Below are 22070 nucleotides of genomic sequence, written 5' to 3' on the forward strand. Positions count from 1 at the left end.
GACTCGCTGCGATGGATCAGGCCCTGCGGGCCTCCTCGGCCAGCGCGGCCAGGGCCTGCTCGAAGCACTGCTGCGGGGGCTGCACCAGCCCCGCGCCGACCTGCCCCGTGCCGGCCACCCGGCCGGCCATGCCGGTGTTGATCTGCGGCAGCCAGCCGGTGCGCGCCACCTTCAGCACGTCGATCCCGGTGGGCGAGCCGCGGAAGCCCATGATCGGGATCTGCATCGCCGGGTTCTCCGCCAGGGTCAGCTGGTACATGCGCTCCGTCGTCGCCAGGGCGTCGGGCACGGTGCCGCCGACGAAGCGGACGATCGCCGGCGCCGCCGCCATCGCGAAACCGCCGATGCCGTAGGTCTCCATGATCGCGGAGTCGCCGATGTCGGGGTTGGCGTCGTCGGGCCCGTAGTCGCCGAGGAAGAGGCCGACCGGGGTGTTGGCCGGGCCGGTGAACCAGCGGTCGCCGGTGCCGGCCGTCTGGATGCCGAACTCGGTGCCGTTGCGCGACATCACGGTGAGCATCGTGGATCCCGGGATGCCCCGGGCGGCGTCGAGCGCGAGCTTCGCCGTCGGCATGCCGAGGTTGAGGAAGAAGTGCTCGTTGCCGCCGATGAACCGCAGCACGTCGGCGATGTCGGACGACGGGGCGCCGCTGGCCACGATGGACGGCGAGAGCTCGCGCAGCGCCATGAGGGAGCCGGCGCGGTTGCGGTTGTGCCCCTCGTCGCCCATCTGCAGCATCTGGGCCAGCACGGCCTTGACGTCGAGCGGGTCGCTGCCGGCGTCGATGGAGCCGCGGACGGCCGTCGACAACACCGGGCCGAGGACGTCGCGCATCCACCGCAGGCGGGTCTGCACCTCCTCGTTGAAGGCGCCCATGCGCAGCACCTTGCCGAGGCCCTCGTTGAGGTTGCAGAAGGCCTGCCCGCCGGTGACCGGGTCCTCCAGGCACCACATCCACATCGACGGGCTGGTCACGCCCGCCATCGGGCCGACGGTGCGGTGGTGGTGGCAGGGCTCGAGGGTGACCGCGCCGGTGGAGAGGAGGATCTCGGCCTCCTCGACGTCGGCCGCCCACTCCTCGAACAGGCAGGCGCCGATGAGCGCGCCGCGCATCGGCCCGGAGGCGTTCTCCCACTCCAGCGGCGGGCCGGAGTGCAGCAGCGTGCGATCGGTGAGACCGATGACCTCGCGCGCGGGCCGGACGTCCACGAGCACGGAGCCGGCTGCCATGAGCCGCTCGACCGCGGTCCGGTTGGCCGCGGCGCGGCGGCGGTCCAGGGCCAGCGCGGCCAGGTCGGCCGGGTCGCCGAAGCCAGGCGGCCGCCAGTCGACGTCGTGCACGTCGGCGCCCTGGGCACGCAGCGCCTCGGAGAAGACGTCGACGCCGGCCGCGACGATGGCCGGCGGGCCGGAGAGCAGGTTCCCGAGCGTCATGCCGAAGCTCCCAGCAGGTCGAGGGCGTACCGCGTGGCCGCGGAGTTGGAGGAGAAGACTGCGCAGCCGGCGGCGGCGAGCGCGTCGGCCTGCCGCGACCAGCCCTGCGGATCGCCGTCGGTGCCGATCAGCGCGACCACGACCGGCAGCGACCGGCGCGCGCGGGCGGCGGCCAGCGCCGGCACCAGCGCGGCGGCGGGGTCGGGGTCCGCGCCGTAGCCGAGGACGACGTCGAGCAGCAGCACGGCGGGCTCGTCGGAGGCGGCCAGCGCCTCGATCGCCTCCAGCCGCAGCGTCGGGTCGATCATCGGGTGGGCGCGGCCGACGGTGAGCGCGTCGTCGCCGAAGTCGACGACCAGGTGACCGGGGGCGGACAGGTCCGTCCCGAGATCGAGGTCGGGCCGCAGCGGGATGTTGGAGCGGATCCCGCCGAGCGCCGGGGAGGCCAGCAGCATCGCCTCGTCGGCCAGCGTGCCGCCGGAGTAGAGCCCCTTGAGCGCCGCACCGGGAAGGGCGGCCTCGGCGGGCCCGGGCCGGGACGGCCACACCGGCACGTCGAGCCCCATGTCGGCCAGCAACGCCTCGACGGCGGCGGTCAGGTCGGGGCTCTCCGGTGAGAGGACGGCGGAGCGCACCGGCACCGAGAGCTGCCCGGCGGCGTCGGTGACCGCGGCGGCCACCGACGGTGCGGGCGGCTTGGACACCAGCAGCACGCGCTCGGTGGCGGGGTCGGCGTCCAGGGCGGCGAGCGCGTCGAGGGTGGCCAGCCCGCCGACCTCCTCCTTCAGGTCGCGCCCGCCGACGCCCAGCACGTGCGAGACCCCGACGCCGGCCATGTCGAGCAGGCAGGAGACCTGCTGCGCGCCGGTCCCGCTGGCCGCGACCAGGCCCACCGGCCCGGGGCGGACGACGTTGGCGAAGCCCAGGGCGACACCGGAGACGATCGCCGTCCCGCAGTCGGGCCCCATGACCAGCACGCCGGCGTCGCGGGCGGCGCGCTTGAGCGCGACCTCGTGCTCGACGGGGACGCCGTCCGAGAAGACCAGCACGCTGCGCCCGGCGGCGATGGCGTCGGCGGCCTCGGCGACGGCGTACTGGCCGGGCACGCTGACGATCGCGAGGGCCGGCGCCTCGGGGGAGAGCTCGTCGAGCCCGGCGCCGGTGGTGCGGTGCGGGATCGCGGCGGCGGTGCCGGTCGAGCGCTCGCGCTCGGCCAGGGCCGCCTCGACGTCGGCCAGCGCCTCGGCCAGTGCCTCGTCGTCGACGGCGCGGACGGCGATGAGGAGCTGCTCGGGGCTCGGCTGCCCGTCGGGCGCGAGACCCATGTTGGCCGCCAGCTCGAGGTTGAGCGGCGTCGCCATCGCGACGAGGACGGCGGAGACGCCTTCGCGGGAGCCGATCCGCCGGCTCACCTGCATCAGCTTCACCGAGTCGGCGTAGACACCGGATCGCAGCTGCACCGAGACCGCGGCGTCTCCACCGGAAGGGGCTGAGGAGCTCATCCCCGGACCGTACCGACAGATCTCTCAGCGGTGAAGTATCGGCATCTCGTTGCAACAACGATTTAGCACTGAGGTACTTCCGCCTGGCTGCGAGGCGTGCCACATTGGCGCCTCCCGGTGCGGCCACACCCCCGTCGACCAGCACCGGACCATCGGAAGTGCACGTCGAGGAGGCACTCATGTCGTTCGGGTGGAAGCTCTACGGGGACGGCAAGACGCCCCCACTGGGGGAGGCGGTCGCCCCGGACGAACGCCTCTCCTGGCCGCGCACCGCGGGTATCGGCGCGCAGCACGTCGTCGCCATGTTCGGGGCGACCTTCGTCTTCCCGATCATCATGGGCCTGGACCCCAACCTCGCCATCATGATGAGCGGCATCGCCACGATCATCTTCCTGCTGATCGTGAAGAACCGGGTGCCGAGCTACCTGGGCACGAGCGCCGCCTTCGTCGGCGGCGTCGCCGCGATCCGCGCCAACGGCGGCGACTCGAGCGACGTCGTGGGCGCGCTGCTCGTCGCCGGCGTCGTCCTGGCGCTCGTCGGTGTGCTGATCCACTTCGCCGGGCTCGGGCTGATCAACAAGGTGCTGCCGCCGGCCGTCACCGGCGCCGTGGTCATGCTGATCGGCTTCAACCTGGCCCCGGTCGCCGCGGGCGTCTACTGGCCCCAGGACCAGTGGGTCGCGCTGGCCACGATGGCGTTCGTCATCGTCGCCTCCCTGGCGCTGCGCGGCTTCCTGGCCCGCATCTCGATCCTGCTGGGCCTGGTCTTCGGCTACCTGCTGTCGGTGCTGCTCGACGTCACGGCGGGCCCGATCACCTCGGTCGACGGCACCGGGGCGGTGAGCACCCGCGACCGGATCAACTTCGACTCGGTCGCCGACGCCGACTGGTTCGGCCTGCCCGACTTCACCGCTCCGTCCTTCTCGCTGAACTTCAGCCTGCTGGTCATCCCCGCGGTGATCGCCCTGGTGGCCGAGAACGCCGGCCACGTGAAGGCGGTCGCGGAGATGACCAAGCGCGACCTCGACCCGTACATGGGCCGCGCCGTCGCCGCCGACGGCATCGCGACCGTCGTCGCCACCTCGGTCGGCGGCTCCCCCACCACCACCTACGCCGAGAACATCGGCGTCATGGCCGCCACGCGGGTCTACTCGACGGCGGCCTACTACGTGGCGGCGCTCGTGGCGATCCTGCTCGGCCTCATCCCCAAGTTCGGCGCGCTGATCAACATCGTCCCGGGCGGCGTGCTCGGCGGGATCACCGTCGTCCTGTACGGGATGATCGGCCTGCTCGGCGCCAAGATCTGGAAGGAGAACCGGGTCGACTTCGCCAACCCGATCAACCTGGTGCCGCTGGCCGCCGGGATCATCATCGGCATCGGCAACGTGACCCTGACCTTCACCGACGAGTACGTGCTCAACGGCATCGCGCTGGGCTCGATCGTCGCGGTCGTGGCCTGGCACGTGGCCCGGGCGCTGGCCCCGGCGGAGATGAAGGCCGCGCTGCTCCGGGAGGGTGCGCACCCGGCCGCGGGCAGCACCTTCGGCCACGGCGCGGGCGACGAGGTGAGCTCCGACCCGTCGTCGGTGGACGAGGTAGGCCGTCCCGGCGTGCTGGGTGGGAACACCCCCGGGACGGACACGCGCAACCGCTGACCCGCTCCCACGCCGCCCCCGGCGCCCGGACGACCCCGTCCGGGCGCCGGGGGCGGCGTGCGTTCCCGGGCCGGCCCGGGCCCCGTCCTCGCCGGAACCCGGCAGGACCCGAATGCCGTAATGAAGTTTTAGCGCTGAGGTACTTTCGCCCCACCTCCTGCCGGTGACAGAGTGGCGTCTCCCAGCGAGCACGGAGGTGACCGGAGCCGGTGAAGCCCGCCCCCTTCCGCTACGCCGATCCCAGCACCCTGGGAGAGGCCTTGGCGGTCCTGTCCGACGAGGGCGCCAAGGTGCTCGCCGGTGGCCAGTCGCTGCTGCCGCTGCTCTCCATGCGCCTGGCGGCACCGGCCACGCTGGTCGACATCAACCGGATCCCCGGCCTGGATGCCGTCGAGGTGACCGCCGACGGTGTGACGGTCGGCGCGCTGGTCCGGCACGACGGGCTGCTCCGGCACGAGGGCGCGGCCCGGGTGCAGCCCCTGCTGGCCCGGGCGACCGCGAACGTCGCCCACCCGGCGATCCGCAACCGGGGCACCACCGTGGGCTCGATCGCGCACGCCGACCCGTCGGGCGAGATGACCTCGGTGCTCGCGCTGACCGACGGCTCGGTCACCGTGGCGACGACGGCCGGCAGCGAGGTCGTCGGCTGGCGCGACTTCTTCGTCGGGCCGCTTGAGACGTCGATCCCCGCGGGCGCCGTCGTCACCGCTGCCACGTTCCCGGCCCTGCCGCCGCGCTCGGGCACCGCGTTCGCCGAGGTCGCCCGCCGCAAGGGCGACTACGCGGTCTGCGGCGCCGGCGTCGTCGTCACCCTGTCCGAGGACGGTCGGGTCGAGCGGGTGCTGGCCTCCTACGTCTCGGTGGGGCTGACCCCCGAGGTGCACGACCTGACCGAGGCCGTCGCCGGCTCGCCGGTGGAGAAGGCCGACTGGGCCGCGGCCGGGGCGCTCGCGCGCACCCTGGTCGACCCGGACACCGACATCCACGCCAGCGCCGACTACCGGCGCCTGCTGGTGGGGGTGCTGACCGAGCGGACGCTGGCGGACGCCGCCGCCGAGGCCGCTGGGAGGGCCGCATGACGAGCATCGACGATGAGCGCACCATCACCGTCACCGTGAACGGTGTTCCACGTGAAGCGACGGTGCCCGTGCGCCGGCTGCTCTCCGACGCGCTGCGCCACGACCTGGGGCTCACCGGCACGCACGTGGGCTGCGAGCACGGCGTCTGCGGGGCGTGCACGGTGATCGTGGACGGCGCCCCGGTGCGCTCGTGCCTGATGCTCGCCGTGCAGGTGGACGGCGCGGAGGTGCGCACCGTCGAGGGGCTGGCGCGCGACGACCACCAGGGCGGGCAGGTCCTGCACCCGGTGCAGGAGGCGTTCCGCGAGTGCCACGCACTGCAGTGCGGCTTCTGCACGCCGGGGTTCCTCATGACGATCGCGGCCGGGCTCGAGGCGCGGGACGACAGCGAGGAGCTCACCGAGGAGGAGGTCGACGACATGGTCGGCGGCAACCTCTGCCGGTGCACCGGCTACGCCAACATCAAGAAGGCCGTGCACCACGCGGCCGCCGCGATGAAGGACGCCCGATGACGACGAAGCTCTTCGGCGAGCCGGTCCGCCGGCGCGAGGACCAGCGGCTGATCACCGGCAAGGGCCGCTACCTGGACGACATCGGGCACACCGCACTGGCCGCCGCCTTCGTGCGCTCGCCGCACGCCCATGCGCGGATCGTCTCGATCGACGTGGACGAGGCGCTGGACGTCGAGGGCCTCGTGGCGATCTACACCTACGAGGACCTCACCGGCCCGATGGCGGAGCCGCTGCCGGTGCTCATCCCCCACCCGCAGCTGCACGCGCCGCGCACCGGGTTCCCGCTGGCCGACGGCGAGGTCAACCACGTCGGCGAGCCGGTGGTCATGGTCGTGGCCACCGACCGGTACGTCGCCGAGGACGCCTGCGACCGCATCGTGGTCACCTACGAGGAGCTCCCCGTCGTCGTCGGGGTGGACGCCGCCCGCGCGGCCGCGCACGCGGTGCACGAGGAGATCCCGGACAACGTCGCGGCCCGGCACCACCAGGAGACGGGCGACGTCGAGCCGGTGCTGGCCGCCTCGCCCCGCACGATGAGCTTCACCCAGTACATCGAGCGCAGCGCCTGCATGCCGATGGAGGGCAAGGGCGTGCACGCGAAGTGGGACGCCGACGACTCGTCGCTGCGGGTGTACACGAGCACCCAGGCGTCGACGTCGGTGCGCGCGGCGATCGCGGCCAAGCTGGACCTGTCGCTGGACAAGGTCGAGGTGATCGCCCCCGACGTCGGCGGCGGTTTCGGTGTGAAGATCGTGCACCCGTGGCCCGAGGAGCTGCTGGTGCCGATGGCCGCGATCAACCTCGGCCGCGAGGTCAAGTGGACCGAGGACCGGCGCGAGCACTTCATCGGCTCCGCGCACGAGCGCCAGCAGCGGCAGGAGATCACCGTCGGGTACGACGACGACGGCCGGATCACCGCCCTCGACGTCCACATCTGGCACGACAACGGCGCGTACACGCCCTACGGGATCATCGTGCCGATCGTGACGGCGACGCAGCTCGTCGGCCCGTACGCCATCCCGGTGTACCGGGTGGTCGTCGAGTCGGTGTTCACCAACACCGTCATCGTGACGCCGTACCGCGGCGCCGGGCGGCCGCAGGGCTGCTACGCGATGGAGCGGACGATGGACCGGATCGCCGACGAGCTGGGCCTGGACCGGGCCCTGGTGCGCGAGCGGAACCTGATCCAGCCCGACCAGTTCCCCTACGACCACCACCTGACGTTCCAGGACGGCCGGCCGGTCATCTACGACTCGGGCGACTACCCGGGGCTGCTGGTCAAGCTCAAGGACCTGGTCGGCTGGTCGGAGGCCGAGCGGCTGCGCACCGAGGCCTCGGAGCGCGGGAAGCTGCTCGGCGTCGGGATGGCGCTGTACGTCGAGGGCACCGGGCCGGGGCCGTACGAGGGCGGGCACGTGCAGGTGCTCGGCAGCGGCAAGGTGCTGGTGTCGACCGGCCTGACCTCGCAGGGCCAGGGGCACGAGACGGCGTTCGCGCAGATCGTCGCCAGCGAGCTCGGGGTGCCGATCGAGGACGTCGAGGTGACCACCGGCGACACCCGCCGCTTCGGCTACGCAGTCGGCACGTTCGCCTCGCGGGCTGCGGTGATGAGCGGCAACGCGATCGCGCTGGCCGCCCGCGGGGTCCGGGAGAAGGCGCTGCGCATCGCCGCCGACGTCCTGGAGGCCTCGCCCGAGGACCTGGAGATCGACGCGGGCCTGGTGCAGGTGAAGGGCGTGCCCGGGACGTCGATCCCGCTGCGCACCGTCGCCGTGCTGTCCAACCCGCTGCGGTATGCGTTCGACGAGGCGGCCAAGCAGGCGACGCAGTTCGCCAAGGCCGGGGCGGACGACCAGCCGCCGGTGGCCGAGGGCGACGCACCGGGGCTCGAGCACCGCGACTACTACTCGCCGATCCGCTCGACGTTCGCCTCGGGGGCGCACGCGGCGATCGTGGAGATCGACCCGGCGACGTGGGAGATCGACGTCGTGAAGTACGCGGTCGTGCACGACTGCGGCAACGTGGTGAACCCGATGATCGTCGAGGGCCAGGTGCACGGCGGGGTCGCCCAGGGCGTGGGCGGGGCGCTGTACGAGCGGATGGCCTACGACGCCGACGGGCAGCTGCAGAATGCCTCGTTCATGGACTTCCTGATGCCGTACGCCTCCGAGGTTCCCGACATCGACATCGACCACCAGCAGACACCCTCGCCGCTCAACCCGCTGGGCATCAAGGGCGCCGGCGAAGCCGGCGTGATCCCGGGGACGGCGGCGCTGGCCTCGGCGATCGAGGACGCGGTGGGGCGGCGGATCGCGTCGATGCCGATCTCGCCGACCGAGCTGTACGACCTGGTGCGTGCCCCTGATTCGGAGATGACCGCGACGGCCGGGCGCCGGGCGGGGACTGGAGTGATGGCGTGAAGCTCGACGGCTCTGCGGTGCTGCACGGTGACCCCGAGAAGGTGTGGGCCGTGATCACCGACCCGGCGGTGCTGGCGCGGACGATCCCCGGCTGCGAGTCGCTGCAGCAGGTCGGCGACGACGAGTACAAGATGAACGTCTCCGTCGGGGTCGGCGCCATCAAGGGGACGTACGCGGGCGAGGTGCGGCTGTCGGACAAGGAGCACCCGAAGTCCTACGTCATGCACGCGTCGGGCGCCGGTGCGCCGGGGAACGCGCGGGCGACGGTGACGATCACCCTGGCGCCGTCCGAGGACGGCGCCACGGACCTGACCTACTCCGCGGACGCCGTGATCGGCGGGCCGGTGGCCGGCGTGGGCCAGCGGATGATCACCGGCGTCGCGAAGCGGATGGCCGGCCAGTTCTTCAAGGCGATCGACGCCGAGCTGACCGGTGCCGCCGTGCCGGCGTCCGTGGCACCCTCCGCGGCTGCGGTGAGCTCGACGGCCGAGACCGACGCGGCCGGCACGCACGCCGCCCCGGCGGCCGAGGCCGCGCCGCCGGTGTTCGCGGGCCGCGCGGGCGCTCCCGCAAGACCGTCCGGTGACGCGCAGACCCTGGCGCTCGGTGCCCTGGGCGGTGCCGTGCTGACGCTGATCGGCGTCCTGGTCGGCTACCGCCTCGGCCGGCGCGGCTGAGCCCAGGGCCGCCGCGGCCGGTCCCCGCTCACCCCGGGCAGGGAACTCCCGGCGCAGTCGCTCTCTGCCCCGCGAGAGCGGGCAGAGTGCGACCTTCCCGGCCCACACCGCCGGACGGCGGCGGTCCTGCGAACCCGGTACCCGCTACAGCAGAGCGGGGCGGTCACGTGCCGCTCCGGCCGGGCGCTCGGTCCGGCGGGGTCCGACGGCCGGGCTGCGGGAGGACCGGGCTCCTGCACCCCCCACCGCGGGTGCGGGCGCGCCCGCGGTGGAACAGGGCGGTCGTCGCACGCGCTGACGACGGCGGACGCCCGACGAAGGAGACCCGCATGCCCAAGACCTGGTTCATCACCGGCGCATCGCGCGGCTTCGGCCGCGAGTGGTCGATCGCCGCCCTCGAGCGCGGTGACACCGTCGCCGCCACCGCCCGGGACACCGCGAGCCTCGACGACCTGGTGCAGCAGTTCGGCGACCGGGTGCTGCCGATCCGGCTCGACGTCGACGACCGCGACGCCGTCTTCGCGGCCGTGCAGCAGGCCCATGACCGGTTCGGTGGGCTCGACGTCGTCGTCAACAACGCCGGCTACGGCCAGTTCGGCATGGTCGAGGAGATCAGCGAAGCCGAGGCCCGCGCCCAGTTCGACACCAACGTCTTCGGCGCGTTGTTCGTCACCCAGGCCGCGCTGCCCCACCTGCGCGCGCAGGGCTCGGGCCACATCCTGCAGGTGAGCAGCATCGGCGGGATCAGCGCCTTCCCGAACATCGGCATCTACAACGCCTCGAAGTGGGCGCTGGAGGGGTTGAGCCAGTCGCTGGCCGCGGAGGTCGCCGACTTCGGCATCAAGGTGACGATCATCGAGCCCGGTGCCTACTCCACCGACTGGGGCGGCTCCTCGGCGAAGCACGCCACGGCGAACCCGGCCTACGACGAGTTCCGGCAGAAGGCCGCCGAGCAGCGCAGGGCCCGTGCCGGCAACCCCGGCGACCCGCTCGCCACCCGGGGAGCGGTGCTGCAGCTGGTCGACATGGAGAACCCGCCGCTGCGGGTGTTCCTCGGTGACGGCCCGCTGGCGATCGCCACGCGGGACTACGAGTCCCGGCTGGCCGAGTGGCGCGCCTGGGAGCCGCTGTCCGTCGCCGCGCACGGCACCAAGCGCTGACGCAGCAGGGCCCCTCCCGCCCCGGGGAGGGGCCTGTCGCGTCGGCGGAGGTCGAGCCCCGCATGCGTGGAGGGGGTGCTGGCGCCGCTGGGTACCGGCGAGCCGGACGCCGACCTGGCCCGGCGGCCTGCTGGACGGCGCCTGACGAGCGCTGACCCGGGTGGGCTCAGGCCGCGGGGAGTCGCCGGGTCTGCCGGCCGAGGGCGACCAGCGAGCCGTCCTCCGCGCGCAGCTCCACGTCGTCGACCGCGACGTCGTCGTCGCACCAGACGGTCCGCTGGTCGACCCGCACCCACGCCCCGGTCGCCGGCACCGGGCCGGCCAGGTGCGCGGACAGCTCAGCCGTGGGCATGGCCGCCGGGACGGTCCGCACGGCGAACAGCGACGGCGGCAGCGCGTCGAGCAGCACCCCCAGCTGGACCAGCGGCGCCAGCTCGGCGCCGCGGATGCGCACCCACGCGTGCAGCCGCGGCTCGCTGCCCCCGGCCAGCGGCCGGGACGTGCCCAGCGCCCGGATCTCGGTGTGCTCGGCGACCGGCACGTACGCGCGCGGGAGCTCGAAGGGGACGCCGTCGGCCACCCGCGGCTGCTCCGCCGGCGCCCCGTGCTCGATCCCCGCGGACGCCGGGCGGGCCAGCGTGAGCACCTGGGCGACCGCGCGCAGCGCCCCGTCCTGCCGCAGCTCGCTGCGCACGCTGCCGGTGCGGCCGGTCCGGTCCGCCGCGGCGCTCACCTCCGCCTCGACACCGGCGGCCACCCCGCCCAGCAGGTGTGCGGTCACCGCCCGCGGCGGAGCACCCGCGAGCGAGGCGGCGGTGTCGAGCAGGTGGCCGACGACCAGGCCGCCCTGCGTCGCGGTGAACGAGCGCCAGGTGGGGTCGAACGAGAGCCGGCGTCCGGCGGTGGTCGTGGCGGTCATGGGGCTTCCTCTCGGGCAGCGGGGCGGAGATCGGGGTGCTGGGCGCGGCCGATGGCCAGCGCCAGCGCGCTGGCTCCGGCGGCGAGGACGACGACGAGCAGCCAACCCCGGTCAGCAGCGGGGAGCTCCCCGCCGCTGCGGGCGACGGCGGCCAGCAGCAGCGCGACGCCGAGCGTGGCGCCGAGCTGCCGGGACGCCCCGAACGTGGCGGTCCCGGTCGCCAGAGCACCCGGGGGCAGCGCGGCGGACGCCGCCGCCGACAGGTTGGTGAGGGTGAGCCCCACGCCGAGGCCGGTGAGCAGCTGGCCGGGCAGGAACGCGGTCAGGTAGCCGGGCTCCGCGCCGACCTGGGTGAGCCACCACAGCCCGCCCAGCGCGAACAGCGCCGTCCCCACCGCGGCCACCACCCCGCAGCCGACCTGCGCGCCCAGCCGGCCGGCCGGCACCGCGGCCAGTGCGGCCAGCAGCGGCCCGGGCACGAGCGCGAACCCGGCCTCGACCGCCGTGTGGCCCCAGCCGCCGGTCAGCCACAGCACATTGCCCAGCAGCATGGCGGCGAAGGCCGCCATGAACGCAGCGATCGACAGGCAGGCCAGCGCGAACGCCCGGGCGCGGAACAAGGGCAGCGGCAGCACGGGCACCGTGCCCCGCGGTGCCCGCGCCGCCCGTGCGACGACCAGGAGACCCGCCGTCCCGGCGACGGCGAAGGAGGCGAGCACGACGGCGTCGCCCCAGCCCCGCTCGGGGGCGTCGACCAGCGCGTACGCCAGCGCGCCGACGGCCAGGACGAGGAGGGCGGTGCCGACGACATCGGGGCGGCGGGTCTCGGCCTCGTCCCGGGACTCGGGCAGCACCCGGAGGCCCACCACCAGCGCCGCCACGACGACCGGCAGGTTGACCAGGAACACCCACCGCCACGACGCCTCGACCAGCAGCCCGCCGATCGGCGGCCCCAGCGCGGCGGCGACCCCGCCCACCGCGGACCAGACCGCGATCGCCTGGGCCCTGCGGGCCGGCGGGAAGGCGTGCAGCAGGAGCGCCAGCGACGTCGCCGTCACCAGGGCGGCACCCGTGGACTGGACGACGCGCAAGGCGACCAGGCTGCCGACGTCCCAGGCCAGGGCGCACCCCAGCGACCCGGCGCCGAAGGTCGCGAGTCCGGTGAGGAACACCCGTCGCCGGCCGATGCGGTCGGCCACCCGGCCGGCCGGGGCCAGCAGGGCGGCGAAGCCGATGGTGTACCCGTTGAGCACCCAGGACAGCGCCGTGGTCGAGGCGTCCAGCGACCGGCTCAGCGCCGGGAACGCCACGTTGACGATGAACAGGTCGAGGCTGGCCAGGAAGACCGCCGCCGACACGACCAGGAGCACCAGCCCCGGCTGGGTCGCCCTCGCCGTTCGCGGTTCCGCCGTCGTGCTCATGGGCACCCCTGCACGGTTCATGGTTCGGTTCTCGAACCGGAGGCGCCGGGACGTTACACGATTCGGTTCGACATGCGAACCTATGAGCATGACGACGCGACTGGACGAGCTCCCGGGCCGGCGCTGCTCCATCGCGGGCGCGCTCGACGTCGTCGGCGACCGGTGGGCGCTGTTGATCGTCCGCGAGGTGTCGCTGGGCGCCCACCGGTTCAGCGAGATCCTGCGCGGCACCGGTGCCCCGCGGGAACGGCTGGCCGCGCGGCTCGCCGCCCTCGTCGACGCCGGCGTGCTGGAGCGGCGCGAGTACAGCCGCACCCCGCCGCGCGCCGACTACCACCTCACGCGGGCCGGCATCGACCTCCTCCCGGTGCTGCAGGCGCTCATGCAGTGGGGCGACCGCCACGTCGCCGACACGCCGCCGGTCGAGCTGCACCACCACGGGCACCGCATCTCCGCCTCGTGGGTGTGCGACGTCTGCGGGGAGCGGGTCGGGCGGGGCACCGAGCGGCACGTGCCCGACGGCAGCGAGCCGGGGCACGGGCCCCTCCCCCGCTGACCCGTCCCTCGGGACACGCCGGCCGGCACCGACTTCCGGGAGATCGGGCCTCGGCAGGATGGCTGGACCCCGAGCTCCCGGATGTCGTGGCCGGAGCCCACGGAGCTCCGGGGCCCCGGAGCTCGCCGGTCAGGCGGGCGGTACCTCCAGCGGTATGCCGGTCTCCCGCGCCGACACCTCCCACAGGACGTCGATCTGCTCCTGCAGGCGCCGCCGGCGCAGGACAGGCCGCCGCACCGCCGGGCCGTTGGACCCGAACCGGGGCGCGTACAGCTCGCCGCCCCGGGCTCGCGGGTCGGTCGCCGCCCGGAGCTGGGGCCGGGCCCCCTCGAACGGCGTCATCCCCGACCGCGCCGTCAGCGCCTCGAAGAACGCCCCTACCCACCCGGCGCCGCCCTCCCGCACCGAGCGCGCCTGCAGGTCGGTGTTCGACAGGCCCGGGTGCGCGAGGAGGCTCTGCGCCGCCACCCCCGCGCGGGAGAGCCGCTGGTGGAGGCCCAGGCCGAAGTGCAGGTTGGCCATCTTGGACCGGGCGTAGGAGGCCCAGGCGCCGTAGGCGTCCCGCAGGTGCGGGTCGGCCGGGTCCAGCCGCCGGGCGCGGTGGCGGGCCGTGCTCGTCACCGTCACCACCCGCGCGGCCGGCGCCGCGAGCAGCGCCGGCAGCAGGTGCGCGGTGAGCGCCCAGTGCCCGAGGTGGTTGACCCCGAATTGCAGCTCGAACCCGTCGGCGGTGGTGCGCTGCGGCATCGCCATCACCCCGGCGTTGTTCACCAGCAGGTCCACGCGCGGGTGGGCCGCGAGCACCTGCTGCGCCGTCGTCGCCACCGCGGAGAGGTCGCCCAGGTCCAAAGGCACCACCTCCAGGGACGCGGCCGGGTACCGCTCCGCGATCCGCGCGACCGCTGCCTCCGTCTTCCGCGGGTCGCGGGCGGCGAGGACCACGTGCGCGCCGGCGCCGGCCAGCGCGAGCGAGGTCTGCAGGCCCAGCCCGCCGTTCGCGCCCGTCACCACCGCGGTGCGCCCGCCCAGGTCCGGGATGTCGGCCTCGGTCCAGGTCATGCGCGCATCCTCCCGGGCGGACGCGGCACCCGTCACGGTGGCCCTCGCCGACCGTGGGCGACGACGTCAGGGCAGCCGACCGGTGGCCTTGAGCTCGACCGCCGTCAGCACTTCCCAGCGGACCGCGGAGCTGCCCGGCCGGATCAGCCGCCAGTAGCGGTCGAACCGGCGGCGGGTGCCCTCGTCGGTCGACAGGACGCGGGTCTCCGAGCTCAGCTCCGTGCCGCCGCCCCGCTCGGACAGCCGGAAGTCGATCGCCGCCTTGACCCAGCCGCGCTGGGTGAACCGGCGGAACGCCTCGGCGTCCAGCGCCGGGCCGTCGTCCCCGCCGTCGAGGCGCCAGGCCTGCAGCGGGCCGCCGAAGACGACCGACGACGGCGCCTCGGCGCCCAGCAGCGGCACCGGCAGGGCGTCCAGGAACGGCCGGTCGTGGAGCTGCCCGAGCCCGCGGCCGGAGAGCACCACCGGGAGGAACCGGGCCGCGCCCAGCACCAGGGTCACCGGCAGCTGGGAGAGCCGGACCGCGTGCAGCGCGTCCCAGACGGCAGCCGGGTCGGCCGCGATCCAGCGCGCCTGCCGGGTGACGTGCTCGGGCCGCGGGAGGACGTCGTCGAGGTCCATCAGCCCAGCGCGTCGTACACGGCCCGCACGTAGGCCTCGCTGCGCGGCGAACCGATCAGCCCGCCGCCCATCCGGTTCATCATGTAGGTGATCGTCAGGCGCCGGTCCAGGTCCACCACCGCCAGCGAGCCGCCCCAGCCGCCCCAGAAGAAGGTGCGGCCCGTGGGCACGTAGGGCACCGTCGGCGAGCCGAGGCAGAAGCCCGTCCCCCACCGGAACGGCGCGCCCAGCACCAGGTCCACGCCGTCGGCCTGCACGTCGAACACCTGCTCCACGGTGGCGGGCCGCAGCAGCCGCACCCCGCCGGCCTCACCGCCCAGCGCGAGCGCGCGCAGCACCCGCATGACGCCGCGGGCGTTGGAGTGGCCGTTGAGGGCGCCGAGGTCGGCGGCTCGCCACTCGGGGCTGTTGGCGGCCTTCGCCGAGGCGAGGGGCCCGGTGAAGGTCTTCACCGCGACCGACTCCGGGTCCAGCGTGCGCGGGTCGACGTCCGGGGGCGGCGGGGGCACCACAGGCGCGATGCGGGACACCTCCGACTCGCGCGCCCCGATCTGGAAGTCCGCGCCCAGCGGGTCGGCGATCCGGTCGGCGACGAACTTCTTGAAGGTCGTGCCGGTGATGCGCCGGATCACCTCGCCGACCAGGTGCCCCTGGTTGTTGGCGTGGTAGCCCGACGCCGTCCCCGGCTCCCACCAGGGCCGCTGCTGGGCGAGCCGCTCGGTGGCCGAGGGCCAGTCGTACATGTCGCGGATGGAGAAGGGCTGCTCCCAGCCCGAGACACCGGAGGTGTGCGAGAGCAGCTGCCGCACCCGCACGTCCTTCTTGCCCTTGGCGCAGAACTCGGGCCAGTAGTCGCCCACCGGCGCGTCGAGGTCCAGCTCACCGCGGTCGGCGAGCATCAGCGCGGCGAGCGCCAGCACGCACTTCGTCGTCGACCAGACGTTGACGATGGTGTGCTCCGACCACGGGAGGGTCCGCGCCTCGTCGCGGTAGCCGCCCCAGAGGTCGACGACGGTCTCGCCGTCGAGGTCCACGGCCACCGAGGCGCCGAGCTCCTCGCCGTCCAGCTGCTGCGCCAGCGCCTCGCGCACCCCCGCGAACCGCTCGTCGCACCTGCCGTGGACCTCCGCCATGGGACCTCCTCGCTCGCCCGCGACCTCGTCGTCGCGCCCGGAACCGATCATGGACACACTCCCCGGCCCGGCGGTGGTCCGCCACCCGTCCGGGAACGGAGGTGCGGGAGGGTCGCGGGGCTGGGACCGGTCATCCGGTACCGCTAGGTTTCCCCCGATGACCACGCTGCGACCGGCGCTGCGCCGCCTGCGCATCCGGCTGGTGCCGGTGCCGGCGCAGGCCCTCGGCCTGGCCCTGCTGGTCGGCGTGCTGGCGGCGACGCTGGTGTCGGCGCCGCTCATGGTGGCCAGCGCCGAGCAAGGCGCCTGGGAGCAGGAACGGGCCCGGCTCGGCGAGACCCTCGTCGGCGCGACGCTGGGCAGCACCACGCAGGCCCGCCGGCTGCGCCCCGGCGACGCCCCCGTCTCCCGGGCGACGGACTTCGACGACGCCGTCACCGCCGCTGCCCGTCAGGCGGGCGTGCAGCGGGACGGGCTCGGCGCACCCACCACCTTCACCCGCCTGATGGACCCGATGTCCTACCTCGCGCCCGGCGGCGCGGGCCCGGTCGAGCTGGTGTCCCTCACCGGTGCCGCGGCGCACGTGCAGATCGTCGCGGGCGCCGCCGACGGCACCGGCGTCCTGGTCCCCGAGGAGCTGGCGGCCGCCGCCGGCGTCGGCCCCGGCGACCAGCTCTCCGTGACCTCGGAGGGAGCGCACGCCTCCCCGGCGCTGCCGGTGAGCGGGGTCTACGCCGCCCCGGAGGCCCCCTACCCCGGCTTCTGGGCGCCCTACGGTTTCCTCTACCGCCCGGTGCTCGACCCGCAGAGCGGCAACCTCGAGCACCCCCCGCCGGTGGTCATCGCACCGCGCGACCTCGCCGTCGCGACCGCCGCCGCGCTCGACCGCGACCTCTTCCTGGAGTGGTTCCTCCCGCTGCGCCCGGATCTGCCGGTCGCCCGGGTCCGCGAAGCGGCCGGTGCCGCGGAGCGGCTGCAGGTGACGATGGCCTCTCCCGACTCGGCCGTGGCCCAGCTCCTCGACGAGGAGGGCTACCAGGCGCCGGTCGCCCGGTCCGGGCTCCCCACCGTCCTCGACCGGGTCGACACCACCCGCGAGCTGCTCGAGCCCCCGGTCCGCGCCGTCGGCATCGGTGGCGGCGCGGCCGCGCTGGTCCTGGTCGGCGCCTGGGCGGGCCACCGGGTGCACCGCCGGGACGACGAGCTCCGCTCCCTGGTGGTCCGGGGCCTGTCGCCCGCCCGCGCCGCCCTGCACGCCGCGGGTGAGGCGGTGCTGCCCGTGACGGCCGGGCTCGCGGCCGGAGGCCTGGCGGGGTGGGCGTCGGTGCGGGAGCTGGGCCCGTCGACGACCCTCCCGCCCGGTGCGCTCGGGCAGGCCCTCGGGTTCCTCGCCGCCGGCGGGGTGGCCGCGCTGGCGGTCGTGGCCTTGGTGACCGCGGGGCTGACCGCCCACCTGGACTCGATCGGCAGCGGCGCCGCCGCGCACCTGCTGGGCCGGGTGCCGTGGCTGGCCGTCACTGCCGTGGTCACCGTCGTCGCGGCCGTCCCGCTGGTCGTCGGGGACCCCGCCGAGCGGGCCGGCCGGATCGACGTCCTCGCGCTGGTCGTGCCGCTGCTGGTCACCGTCGTCGTGGCCGGGGCACTCACCGCCCTGCTCCCCCGGGTGGCCGCCGGCGACCGGCTGCGCGGGCTGCCGGTCGGGCTCTTCCTCGCGGTCCGGCGCGTGCTGGCCGGGCAGGGCCCGGCCCGCGTGGTCGTGGTGACCACGGCGCTGTCGCTGGCGCTCGTCGTCTACGCCGGGGCGCTGGCCAGCTCGACCGCCCGCACCGTCGAGGTGAAGGCGGCCGTGGCCACCGGCAGCGACGTCGTGGTGCCCCTCGGCAGCGAGGACACGACCGGGCTGCGCCCGCCGGACGGCACGGCGGTGGTGGGCGTCGAGAACGACGCCGCGCTGCTGCCGGGGGACACCAGGACCGACGTGCTGGTCGTGCGGCCGGACGAGGTCGCCCACGTGGTGCGGTGGGACGACGGGCTGGCCGACCGGCCGCTGGATGAACTCATGGCGGCGCTGGCCGGGTACCGGGGCGACCGGGTGCCGGTGCTGCTGGCCGGTCCCCTCCCCGGCAGCCTGGTCGAGGGCACCGGTGGCGAGCTCACCCTGGACTTCGGCCACTACTCGCTGCCGGTGCAGGTGGTCGGTCGCGCCGCCGCCTTCCCGGGCCAGGCATCCAGCGAGCCGCTCGCCGTCGCCGAGTGGGAGGCGTACGCCGCCGCGCTGGAGGCGGCGGGCCGCGACCCGGCGCTCGTGCTGGCGCGCGAGGCCTGGGCCCGCGGGACCCCCGGACCGGTCCTCGACTCGCTCGCGGCGGCGGGCTACCGGAGCGACCCGACTCGGGCGGTGCGGACGGCCGCCGAGTTCGCCGCGCGGCCCGAGCTCGGGGCCCAGACGTGGTCGCTGGCCTACCTGCGCGCGGTCGCGCTGGCCGCGGGGGCGCTCGGGCTCGTCGGGCTGGCCATGCACGCCGTCGCCCAGCAGCGCCGCCGCACGGTCGGCGTGCTCCTGCTCCGGCGCATGGGCCTGGGCCGCCGCGCCTCGCACACCGCCTCCGGGGCGGAGATCGGCCTGCTCGCCGGGCTCTCCGCGCTCGTCGCCGTCCTGGTGGCCCTGCCCACCTCGGCGCTGGTGCTCCGGGTGCTGGACCCGCTGCCCGCGCTGCAGCCCGCGGCCGTGTTCGCCGTGCCCTGGGCCGCTCTCGCCGTCGTGGCAGGCGGTGTCGTGCTGGTCACCGCCGTCGGGTCGTGGCTGGTCGGCCGCACCGCCCGGCGGACCCCCGGAGGTCAGGTGATGCGCGATGCGACGTGACGGCGGGCCCGCGGCCACCTGCGAGGGGCTGGTCCGCATCTACTGGTCACCCAGCGGTGAGGTGCACGCGCTGAAGGGCGTGGACGTCGTCGTGCCCGCCGGGCGGCTGACCGCCATCACCGGTCCCTCGGGCTCGGGCAAGAGCTCGCTGCTGCGGATCCTCGCCGCGCAGGACCGGCCCACCGCCGGGCGGGCCGAGGTGGCCGGGCACGCGCTGACCGGCCTGTCCGCCCGGCGGCTCCGGGCGCTGCGCCGCCGCCACATCGGCTACGTCTTCGCCCGGCCACCGCAGAACCTACTGCCGCACCTCACCGGGCACGAGCACCTGGCCCTGGCCGCCCGGCTGCGGGGCGTCGGCCGCCACGACGCCCGGCAGCAGGGCGCCGAGCTGCTCGACCTGCTCGGCATCGCCGACCGCGGCGGCCACCTGCCCGGTCAGCTCTCCGGCGGGGAGCAGCAGCGGCTCGCCTTCGCGCAGGCGGTCATCGGCCGTCCCGCGCTCGTGGTCGCCGACGAACCGACGAGCGAGCTGGACAGCGCCACCACCGGCGACCTGCTCACCGCCGTGCACGGGCTCACCCGCACCGGCACCACCGTCGTCATGGCCACGCACGACCCGCTGGCCGCGGGGGCCGCCGACCAGGTCATCCACCTGCGCTCCGGCGCGGTCTCCCACGAGGAGGTGGCCGGGCGGCGGCTGGCCGTCATCGACGGCGACGGTCGCGTCCAGCTGCCCGAGGAGGCGCTCGCCCGGTTCGCCGCGCGGCGGGTGCTGATCGACCTCACCGAGGACGGCGTCGTGCTGAGGGACCCCTCGTGACCGCGCTGCGCGCCGCGGGCCTGCACAAGACCTACCGCCGCGGACGCGAACGGGTGCACGCCCTCCGCGCGGTGGGCATCGAGGTGCACCCCGGTGAGACGGTCGCGCTGCTGGGCCGCTCCGGCTCGGGGAAGACGACCCTGCTCAACTGCCTCCTGGGGTGGGAGACGCCGGACGCCGGCGAGGTGCGCGTGCCCGGCGTGGCCACCCCGGAGCAGGCACCGTGGACCACGGTCGCGGTCGTGCCGCAGCGGTTCGGCCTGCTGGAGGAGCTGACGCTCGCCGACAACGTGGCGCTGCCCGCCCGGCTCGCCGGGCGACCGGACGCCCTCGCGGCCGCGCACGGGGCGCTGGAGGCCGTGCGCCTGGGGCACCTCGCCGGCCGCCGGCCCCAGGAGGTGTCCCTCGGTGAGCAGCAGCGCACCGCGCTGGCGCGGGCGCTCGTCGTCCGCCCCGCGTTCCTCGTCGCCGACGAGCCCACCGGCCGGCTCGACGAGGAGCTCACCGCGCACGTCCTGACCACGCTGCGGGAGCACTGCGCCGACTGGGGCACCGGCGTCCTGCTGGCCAGCCACGACCCGGCGGTCATCGCCTCGGCCGACCGGCTGGTACGGCTGCACGACGGCGCGGTGGTCGACCCCGGGTGAACGCCCGGGGGCGTCGTGCCCCAGGAGCACCGACGCGGTGGTGGAATGCTCAACCACCCAGCCGGGTTCCCCACGCGACGGCAACCGGTCGGGACGGCGGAGGAGACGACATGGCACGGATCGGCGTGTTCGGCGGTACGGGGTACGCGGGGGGCCACCTGGTGGCAGAGGCGGCCCGGCGGGGCCACCAGGTGACGTCGTGGAGCCGGTCGCTCCCCGAGCAGCGGGCCGAGGGCGTGGGCTACGAGCAGGGCTCGCTGCTGGACCCGGCCGCCCGGAAGGCGGCGCTCGAGGCGGCCGACGTCGTGGTGGTCGCCGTCGCGCCGCGGGGCGACATGGCCGGCGCGGTGCGCGGGGGCATCGCGGCGCTGGCCGCCGAGGCGGAGCGGGCCGGGGTCCGGCTGGGCGTGGTCGGGGGCACGGGGTCCCTCCGCGTGCGCGAGGGCGGCCCGCTGGTGTTCGACACCCCCGACTTCCCGGCCGAGTACCGCCCGGAGAGCGTCGAGATGGCCGGCGCGCTGGCCGAGCTGCGGGCGACGGAGGTCCTCGACTGGTTCTACGTCAGCCCGCCCGCCGGCTTCGGGGCCTACGCCCCCGGGGAGCCGCGGGGCACCTACCGGGTCGGCGGGGAGGTCCTGCTGACCGACGACGAAGGCGGCTCCTTCATCAGCGGAGCCGACTTCGCCCGCGCCCTGGTCGACGAGATCGAGCAGCCGGCCCACCGGCGGGCCCACTTCACGGTCGCCTACTGACCCCGGGGGCGGTGCGTCCAGCCCTCCTGGGCTACCGGTGGACACCCCGGACCTGGCAGCGGCGCGGCTGGCCCTGACCCGGGGAGGGGGGGGGGGGGGGGGGGGGGGGGGGGGGGGGGGGGGGGGGGGGGGGGGGGGGGGGGCGGGGGGGGGGGGGGGGCGGCGCCGCCCCGGGGGCGCGGCGGGCCCCCCGCCCCCCCCCCCGCCGGCTCACCCCGGGGGCGTCAGGTCCCCGGTCTCCAGCTCGCCGACCCGCTGGTAGGCCGCCATGACCGCCCCGGTCGAGGTCACCTCCGAGGAGGTGAGCCGCCACGACCGGGGGGCCGAACCGTCGGCGAACAGCCGCTTGCCCGCGCCCACCACGACCGGGAAGGTGATCAGCCGCAGCTCGTCGACCAGGTCCTCGCGCAGCAGCGTGTGCACCAGACCGGCCGAGCCGTGCACCTGCAGCTCCCCGCCGTCCTGCGCCTTCAGCTCGCGCACCGCCGACGGCACGTCGCCGTCGAGCAGCCGCGCGGCGTCCCACTCCAGCGGTCCGGTGAGCGTCCGCGACGCCACGTGCTTGGTCAACGTGTTGAGCGCCGTACCGACCGGGTCGCCCTCCGTCGGCGCCTTCGGCCAGTGCGCGGCGAAGATCTCGTAGGTGCCGCGCCCCAGGAGGAAGTCCTCGGCGGAGGCGAACCACCGCTCCACCCGGGCGCCCATGGCGTCGTCGAAGTGGGGCACGAGCCAGCCGCCCCGGCGGAAGCCGCCCGTGGTGTCCTCCTCGGGGCCACCGGGGGCCTGCATGACCCCGTCGAGGGTCAGGAACGTGGTGACGACGAGCGGGCGCATGCGGT

Annotated in this window: 19 protein-coding genes; 11 read left to right on the forward strand and 8 right to left on the reverse strand. The window is 75.3% G+C overall.

Annotated features, from left to right (window positions below; all coding sequences use genetic code 11):
• Positions 1 to 16: 16 nt before the first annotated feature.
• Both ACI79W_RS13070 and ACI79W_RS13075 read right to left on the reverse strand, forming a co-directional pair.
• Entirely contained in the window at positions 17 to 1435 is a 1419-nt protein-coding gene (locus tag ACI79W_RS13070; RefSeq protein ID WP_456562515.1) for a DUF1116 domain-containing protein, read from the reverse strand.
• Positions 1432 to 2937 (reverse strand): FdrA family protein, encoded by a 1506-nt coding sequence (locus ACI79W_RS13075; RefSeq protein ID WP_456562516.1) that lies wholly within the window; start codon positions 2935 to 2937, stop codon positions 1432 to 1434. Before ACI79W_RS13075 ends, ACI79W_RS13070 begins: the two co-directional genes overlap by 4 nt.
• Before the next feature lie 179 nt (positions 2938 to 3116).
• Between ACI79W_RS13075 and ACI79W_RS13080 the strand changes: the two genes are divergently transcribed.
• The 6 genes from ACI79W_RS13080 (at position 3117) to ACI79W_RS13105 (ending at position 10440) form a co-directional block, all read left to right on the forward strand.
• On the forward strand, positions 3117 to 4592 hold the full coding sequence (locus tag ACI79W_RS13080; protein ID WP_456562517.1) for a uracil-xanthine permease family protein: 1476 nt from the start codon (positions 3117 to 3119) through the stop codon (positions 4590 to 4592).
• Positions 4593 to 4801: 209 nt separating this feature from the next.
• Complete coding sequence (locus ACI79W_RS13085) at positions 4802 to 5671, forward strand: FAD binding domain-containing protein (protein WP_456562518.1); 870 nt, start codon at positions 4802 to 4804, stop codon at positions 5669 to 5671.
• On the forward strand, positions 5668 to 6183 hold the full coding sequence (locus ACI79W_RS13090) for a (2Fe-2S)-binding protein (RefSeq protein ID WP_456562519.1): 516 nt from the start codon (positions 5668 to 5670) through the stop codon (positions 6181 to 6183). The genes ACI79W_RS13085 and ACI79W_RS13090 overlap by 4 nt, the downstream gene beginning before the upstream one ends.
• Complete coding sequence (cutA, locus tag ACI79W_RS13095; RefSeq protein ID WP_456562520.1) at positions 6180 to 8603, forward strand: aerobic carbon-monoxide dehydrogenase large subunit; 2424 nt, start codon at positions 6180 to 6182, stop codon at positions 8601 to 8603. The genes ACI79W_RS13090 and cutA overlap by 4 nt, the downstream gene beginning before the upstream one ends.
• A complete protein-coding gene (locus ACI79W_RS13100; RefSeq protein WP_456562521.1) occupies positions 8600 to 9280 on the forward strand; it encodes an SRPBCC family protein in 681 nt (226 codons plus the stop codon). Before cutA ends, ACI79W_RS13100 begins: the two co-directional genes overlap by 4 nt.
• A 329-nt stretch (positions 9281 to 9609) precedes the next feature.
• Entirely contained in the window at positions 9610 to 10440 is an 831-nt protein-coding gene (locus tag ACI79W_RS13105) for an SDR family oxidoreductase (RefSeq protein ID WP_456562522.1), read from the forward strand.
• A gap of 166 nt (positions 10441 to 10606) precedes the next feature.
• Here the strand turns inward: ACI79W_RS13105 and ACI79W_RS13110 are convergent, their stop codons facing one another.
• Positions 10607 to 11359, reverse strand: a complete 753-nt coding sequence (locus tag ACI79W_RS13110; protein ID WP_456562523.1) for a thioesterase family protein — start codon at positions 11357 to 11359, stop codon at positions 10607 to 10609.
• On the reverse strand, positions 11356 to 12780 hold the full coding sequence (locus ACI79W_RS13115) for an MFS transporter (RefSeq protein ID WP_456562524.1): 1425 nt from the start codon (positions 12778 to 12780) through the stop codon (positions 11356 to 11358). The genes ACI79W_RS13110 and ACI79W_RS13115 overlap by 4 nt, the downstream gene beginning before the upstream one ends.
• Before the next feature lie 88 nt (positions 12781 to 12868).
• On the opposite strand from ACI79W_RS13115, the gene ACI79W_RS13120 reads away from it, so the two are divergent.
• On the forward strand, positions 12869 to 13336 hold the full coding sequence (locus ACI79W_RS13120) for a winged helix-turn-helix transcriptional regulator (protein WP_456562525.1): 468 nt from the start codon (positions 12869 to 12871) through the stop codon (positions 13334 to 13336).
• Positions 13337 to 13465: 129 nt separating this feature from the next.
• Here ACI79W_RS13120 and ACI79W_RS13125 read toward each other — a convergent pair whose 3' ends face one another.
• The 3 genes from ACI79W_RS13125 to ACI79W_RS13135 form a co-directional block, all read right to left on the reverse strand.
• Positions 13466 to 14395: an oxidoreductase gene (locus ACI79W_RS13125; protein WP_456562526.1), complete on the reverse strand. Its 930-nt coding sequence runs from the start codon at positions 14393 to 14395 to the stop codon at positions 13466 to 13468.
• Positions 14396 to 14461: 66 nt separating this feature from the next.
• The gene (locus ACI79W_RS13130) at positions 14462 to 15016 is read right to left on the reverse strand and encodes a hypothetical protein (protein WP_456562527.1); all 555 of its coding nucleotides are present in this window, start codon (positions 15014 to 15016) and stop codon (positions 14462 to 14464) included.
• Complete coding sequence (locus ACI79W_RS13135; RefSeq protein ID WP_456562528.1) at positions 15016 to 16149, reverse strand: serine hydrolase domain-containing protein; 1134 nt, start codon at positions 16147 to 16149, stop codon at positions 15016 to 15018. Before ACI79W_RS13135 ends, ACI79W_RS13130 begins: the two co-directional genes overlap by 1 nt.
• Positions 16150 to 16306: 157 nt before the next feature.
• On the opposite strand from ACI79W_RS13135, the gene ACI79W_RS13140 reads away from it, so the two are divergent.
• The 4 genes from ACI79W_RS13140 to ACI79W_RS13155 all read left to right on the forward strand — a co-directional run bounded on the left by ACI79W_RS13140 (position 16307) and on the right by ACI79W_RS13155 (position 21231).
• On the forward strand, positions 16307 to 19012 hold the full coding sequence (locus ACI79W_RS13140; protein WP_456562529.1) for a hypothetical protein: 2706 nt from the start codon (positions 16307 to 16309) through the stop codon (positions 19010 to 19012).
• A complete protein-coding gene (locus ACI79W_RS13145; protein ID WP_456562530.1) occupies positions 19002 to 19832 on the forward strand; it encodes an ABC transporter ATP-binding protein in 831 nt (276 codons plus the stop codon). The genes ACI79W_RS13140 and ACI79W_RS13145 overlap by 11 nt, the downstream gene beginning before the upstream one ends.
• Positions 19829 to 20479, forward strand: coding sequence for an ABC transporter ATP-binding protein (locus ACI79W_RS13150; RefSeq protein WP_456562531.1), 651 nt, complete (start codon positions 19829 to 19831; stop codon positions 20477 to 20479). The genes ACI79W_RS13145 and ACI79W_RS13150 overlap by 4 nt, the downstream gene beginning before the upstream one ends.
• 110 nt (positions 20480 to 20589) lie before the next feature.
• Positions 20590 to 21231: an NAD(P)-dependent oxidoreductase gene (locus tag ACI79W_RS13155; RefSeq protein WP_456562532.1), complete on the forward strand. Its 642-nt coding sequence runs from the start codon at positions 20590 to 20592 to the stop codon at positions 21229 to 21231.
• 210 nt (positions 21232 to 21441) lie between these two features.
• On the opposite strand, the gene ACI79W_RS13160 is transcribed toward ACI79W_RS13155, so the two are convergent.
• Positions 21442 to 22065: a dihydrofolate reductase family protein gene (locus tag ACI79W_RS13160; protein ID WP_456562533.1), complete on the reverse strand. Its 624-nt coding sequence runs from the start codon at positions 22063 to 22065 to the stop codon at positions 21442 to 21444.
• Positions 22066 to 22070: the final 5 nt, after the last annotated feature.

Source organism: Blastococcus sp. SYSU DS0533 (assembly GCF_054050775.1).

Excerpts from the sequence above, each read along its gene's own strand:
- ACI79W_RS13070 (WP_456562515.1), bottom strand. The coding sequence starts at position 1,435 with ATGACGCTCGGGAACCTGCTCTCCGGCCCGCCGGCCATCGTCGCGGCC.
- ACI79W_RS13075 (WP_456562516.1), bottom strand. The coding sequence starts at position 2,937 with ATGAGCTCCTCAGCCCCTTCCGGTGGAGACGCCGCGGTCTCGGTGCAG.
- ACI79W_RS13080 (WP_456562517.1), top strand. The coding sequence starts at position 3,117 with ATGTCGTTCGGGTGGAAGCTCTACGGGGACGGCAAGACGCCCCCACTG.
- ACI79W_RS13090 (WP_456562519.1), top strand. The coding sequence starts at position 5,668 with ATGACGAGCATCGACGATGAGCGCACCATCACCGTCACCGTGAACGGT.
- cutA (WP_456562520.1), top strand. The coding sequence starts at position 6,180 with ATGACGACGAAGCTCTTCGGCGAGCCGGTCCGCCGGCGCGAGGACCAG.
- ACI79W_RS13105 (WP_456562522.1), top strand. The coding sequence starts at position 9,610 with ATGCCCAAGACCTGGTTCATCACCGGCGCATCGCGCGGCTTCGGCCGC.
- ACI79W_RS13110 (WP_456562523.1), bottom strand. The coding sequence starts at position 11,359 with ATGACCGCCACGACCACCGCCGGACGCCGGCTCTCGTTCGACCCCACC.
- ACI79W_RS13115 (WP_456562524.1), bottom strand. The coding sequence starts at position 12,780 with ATGAGCACGACGGCGGAACCGCGAACGGCGAGGGCGACCCAGCCGGGG.
- ACI79W_RS13120 (WP_456562525.1), top strand. The coding sequence starts at position 12,869 with ATGACGACGCGACTGGACGAGCTCCCGGGCCGGCGCTGCTCCATCGCG.
- ACI79W_RS13125 (WP_456562526.1), bottom strand. The coding sequence starts at position 14,395 with ATGACCTGGACCGAGGCCGACATCCCGGACCTGGGCGGGCGCACCGCG.
- ACI79W_RS13130 (WP_456562527.1), bottom strand. The coding sequence starts at position 15,016 with ATGGACCTCGACGACGTCCTCCCGCGGCCCGAGCACGTCACCCGGCAG.
- ACI79W_RS13135 (WP_456562528.1), bottom strand. The coding sequence starts at position 16,149 with ATGGCGGAGGTCCACGGCAGGTGCGACGAGCGGTTCGCGGGGGTGCGC.
- ACI79W_RS13140 (WP_456562529.1), top strand. The coding sequence starts at position 16,307 with ATGACCACGCTGCGACCGGCGCTGCGCCGCCTGCGCATCCGGCTGGTG.
- ACI79W_RS13145 (WP_456562530.1), top strand. The coding sequence starts at position 19,002 with ATGCGACGTGACGGCGGGCCCGCGGCCACCTGCGAGGGGCTGGTCCGC.
- ACI79W_RS13155 (WP_456562532.1), top strand. The coding sequence starts at position 20,590 with ATGGCACGGATCGGCGTGTTCGGCGGTACGGGGTACGCGGGGGGCCAC.
- ACI79W_RS13160 (WP_456562533.1), bottom strand. The coding sequence starts at position 22,065 with ATGCGCCCGCTCGTCGTCACCACGTTCCTGACCCTCGACGGGGTCATG.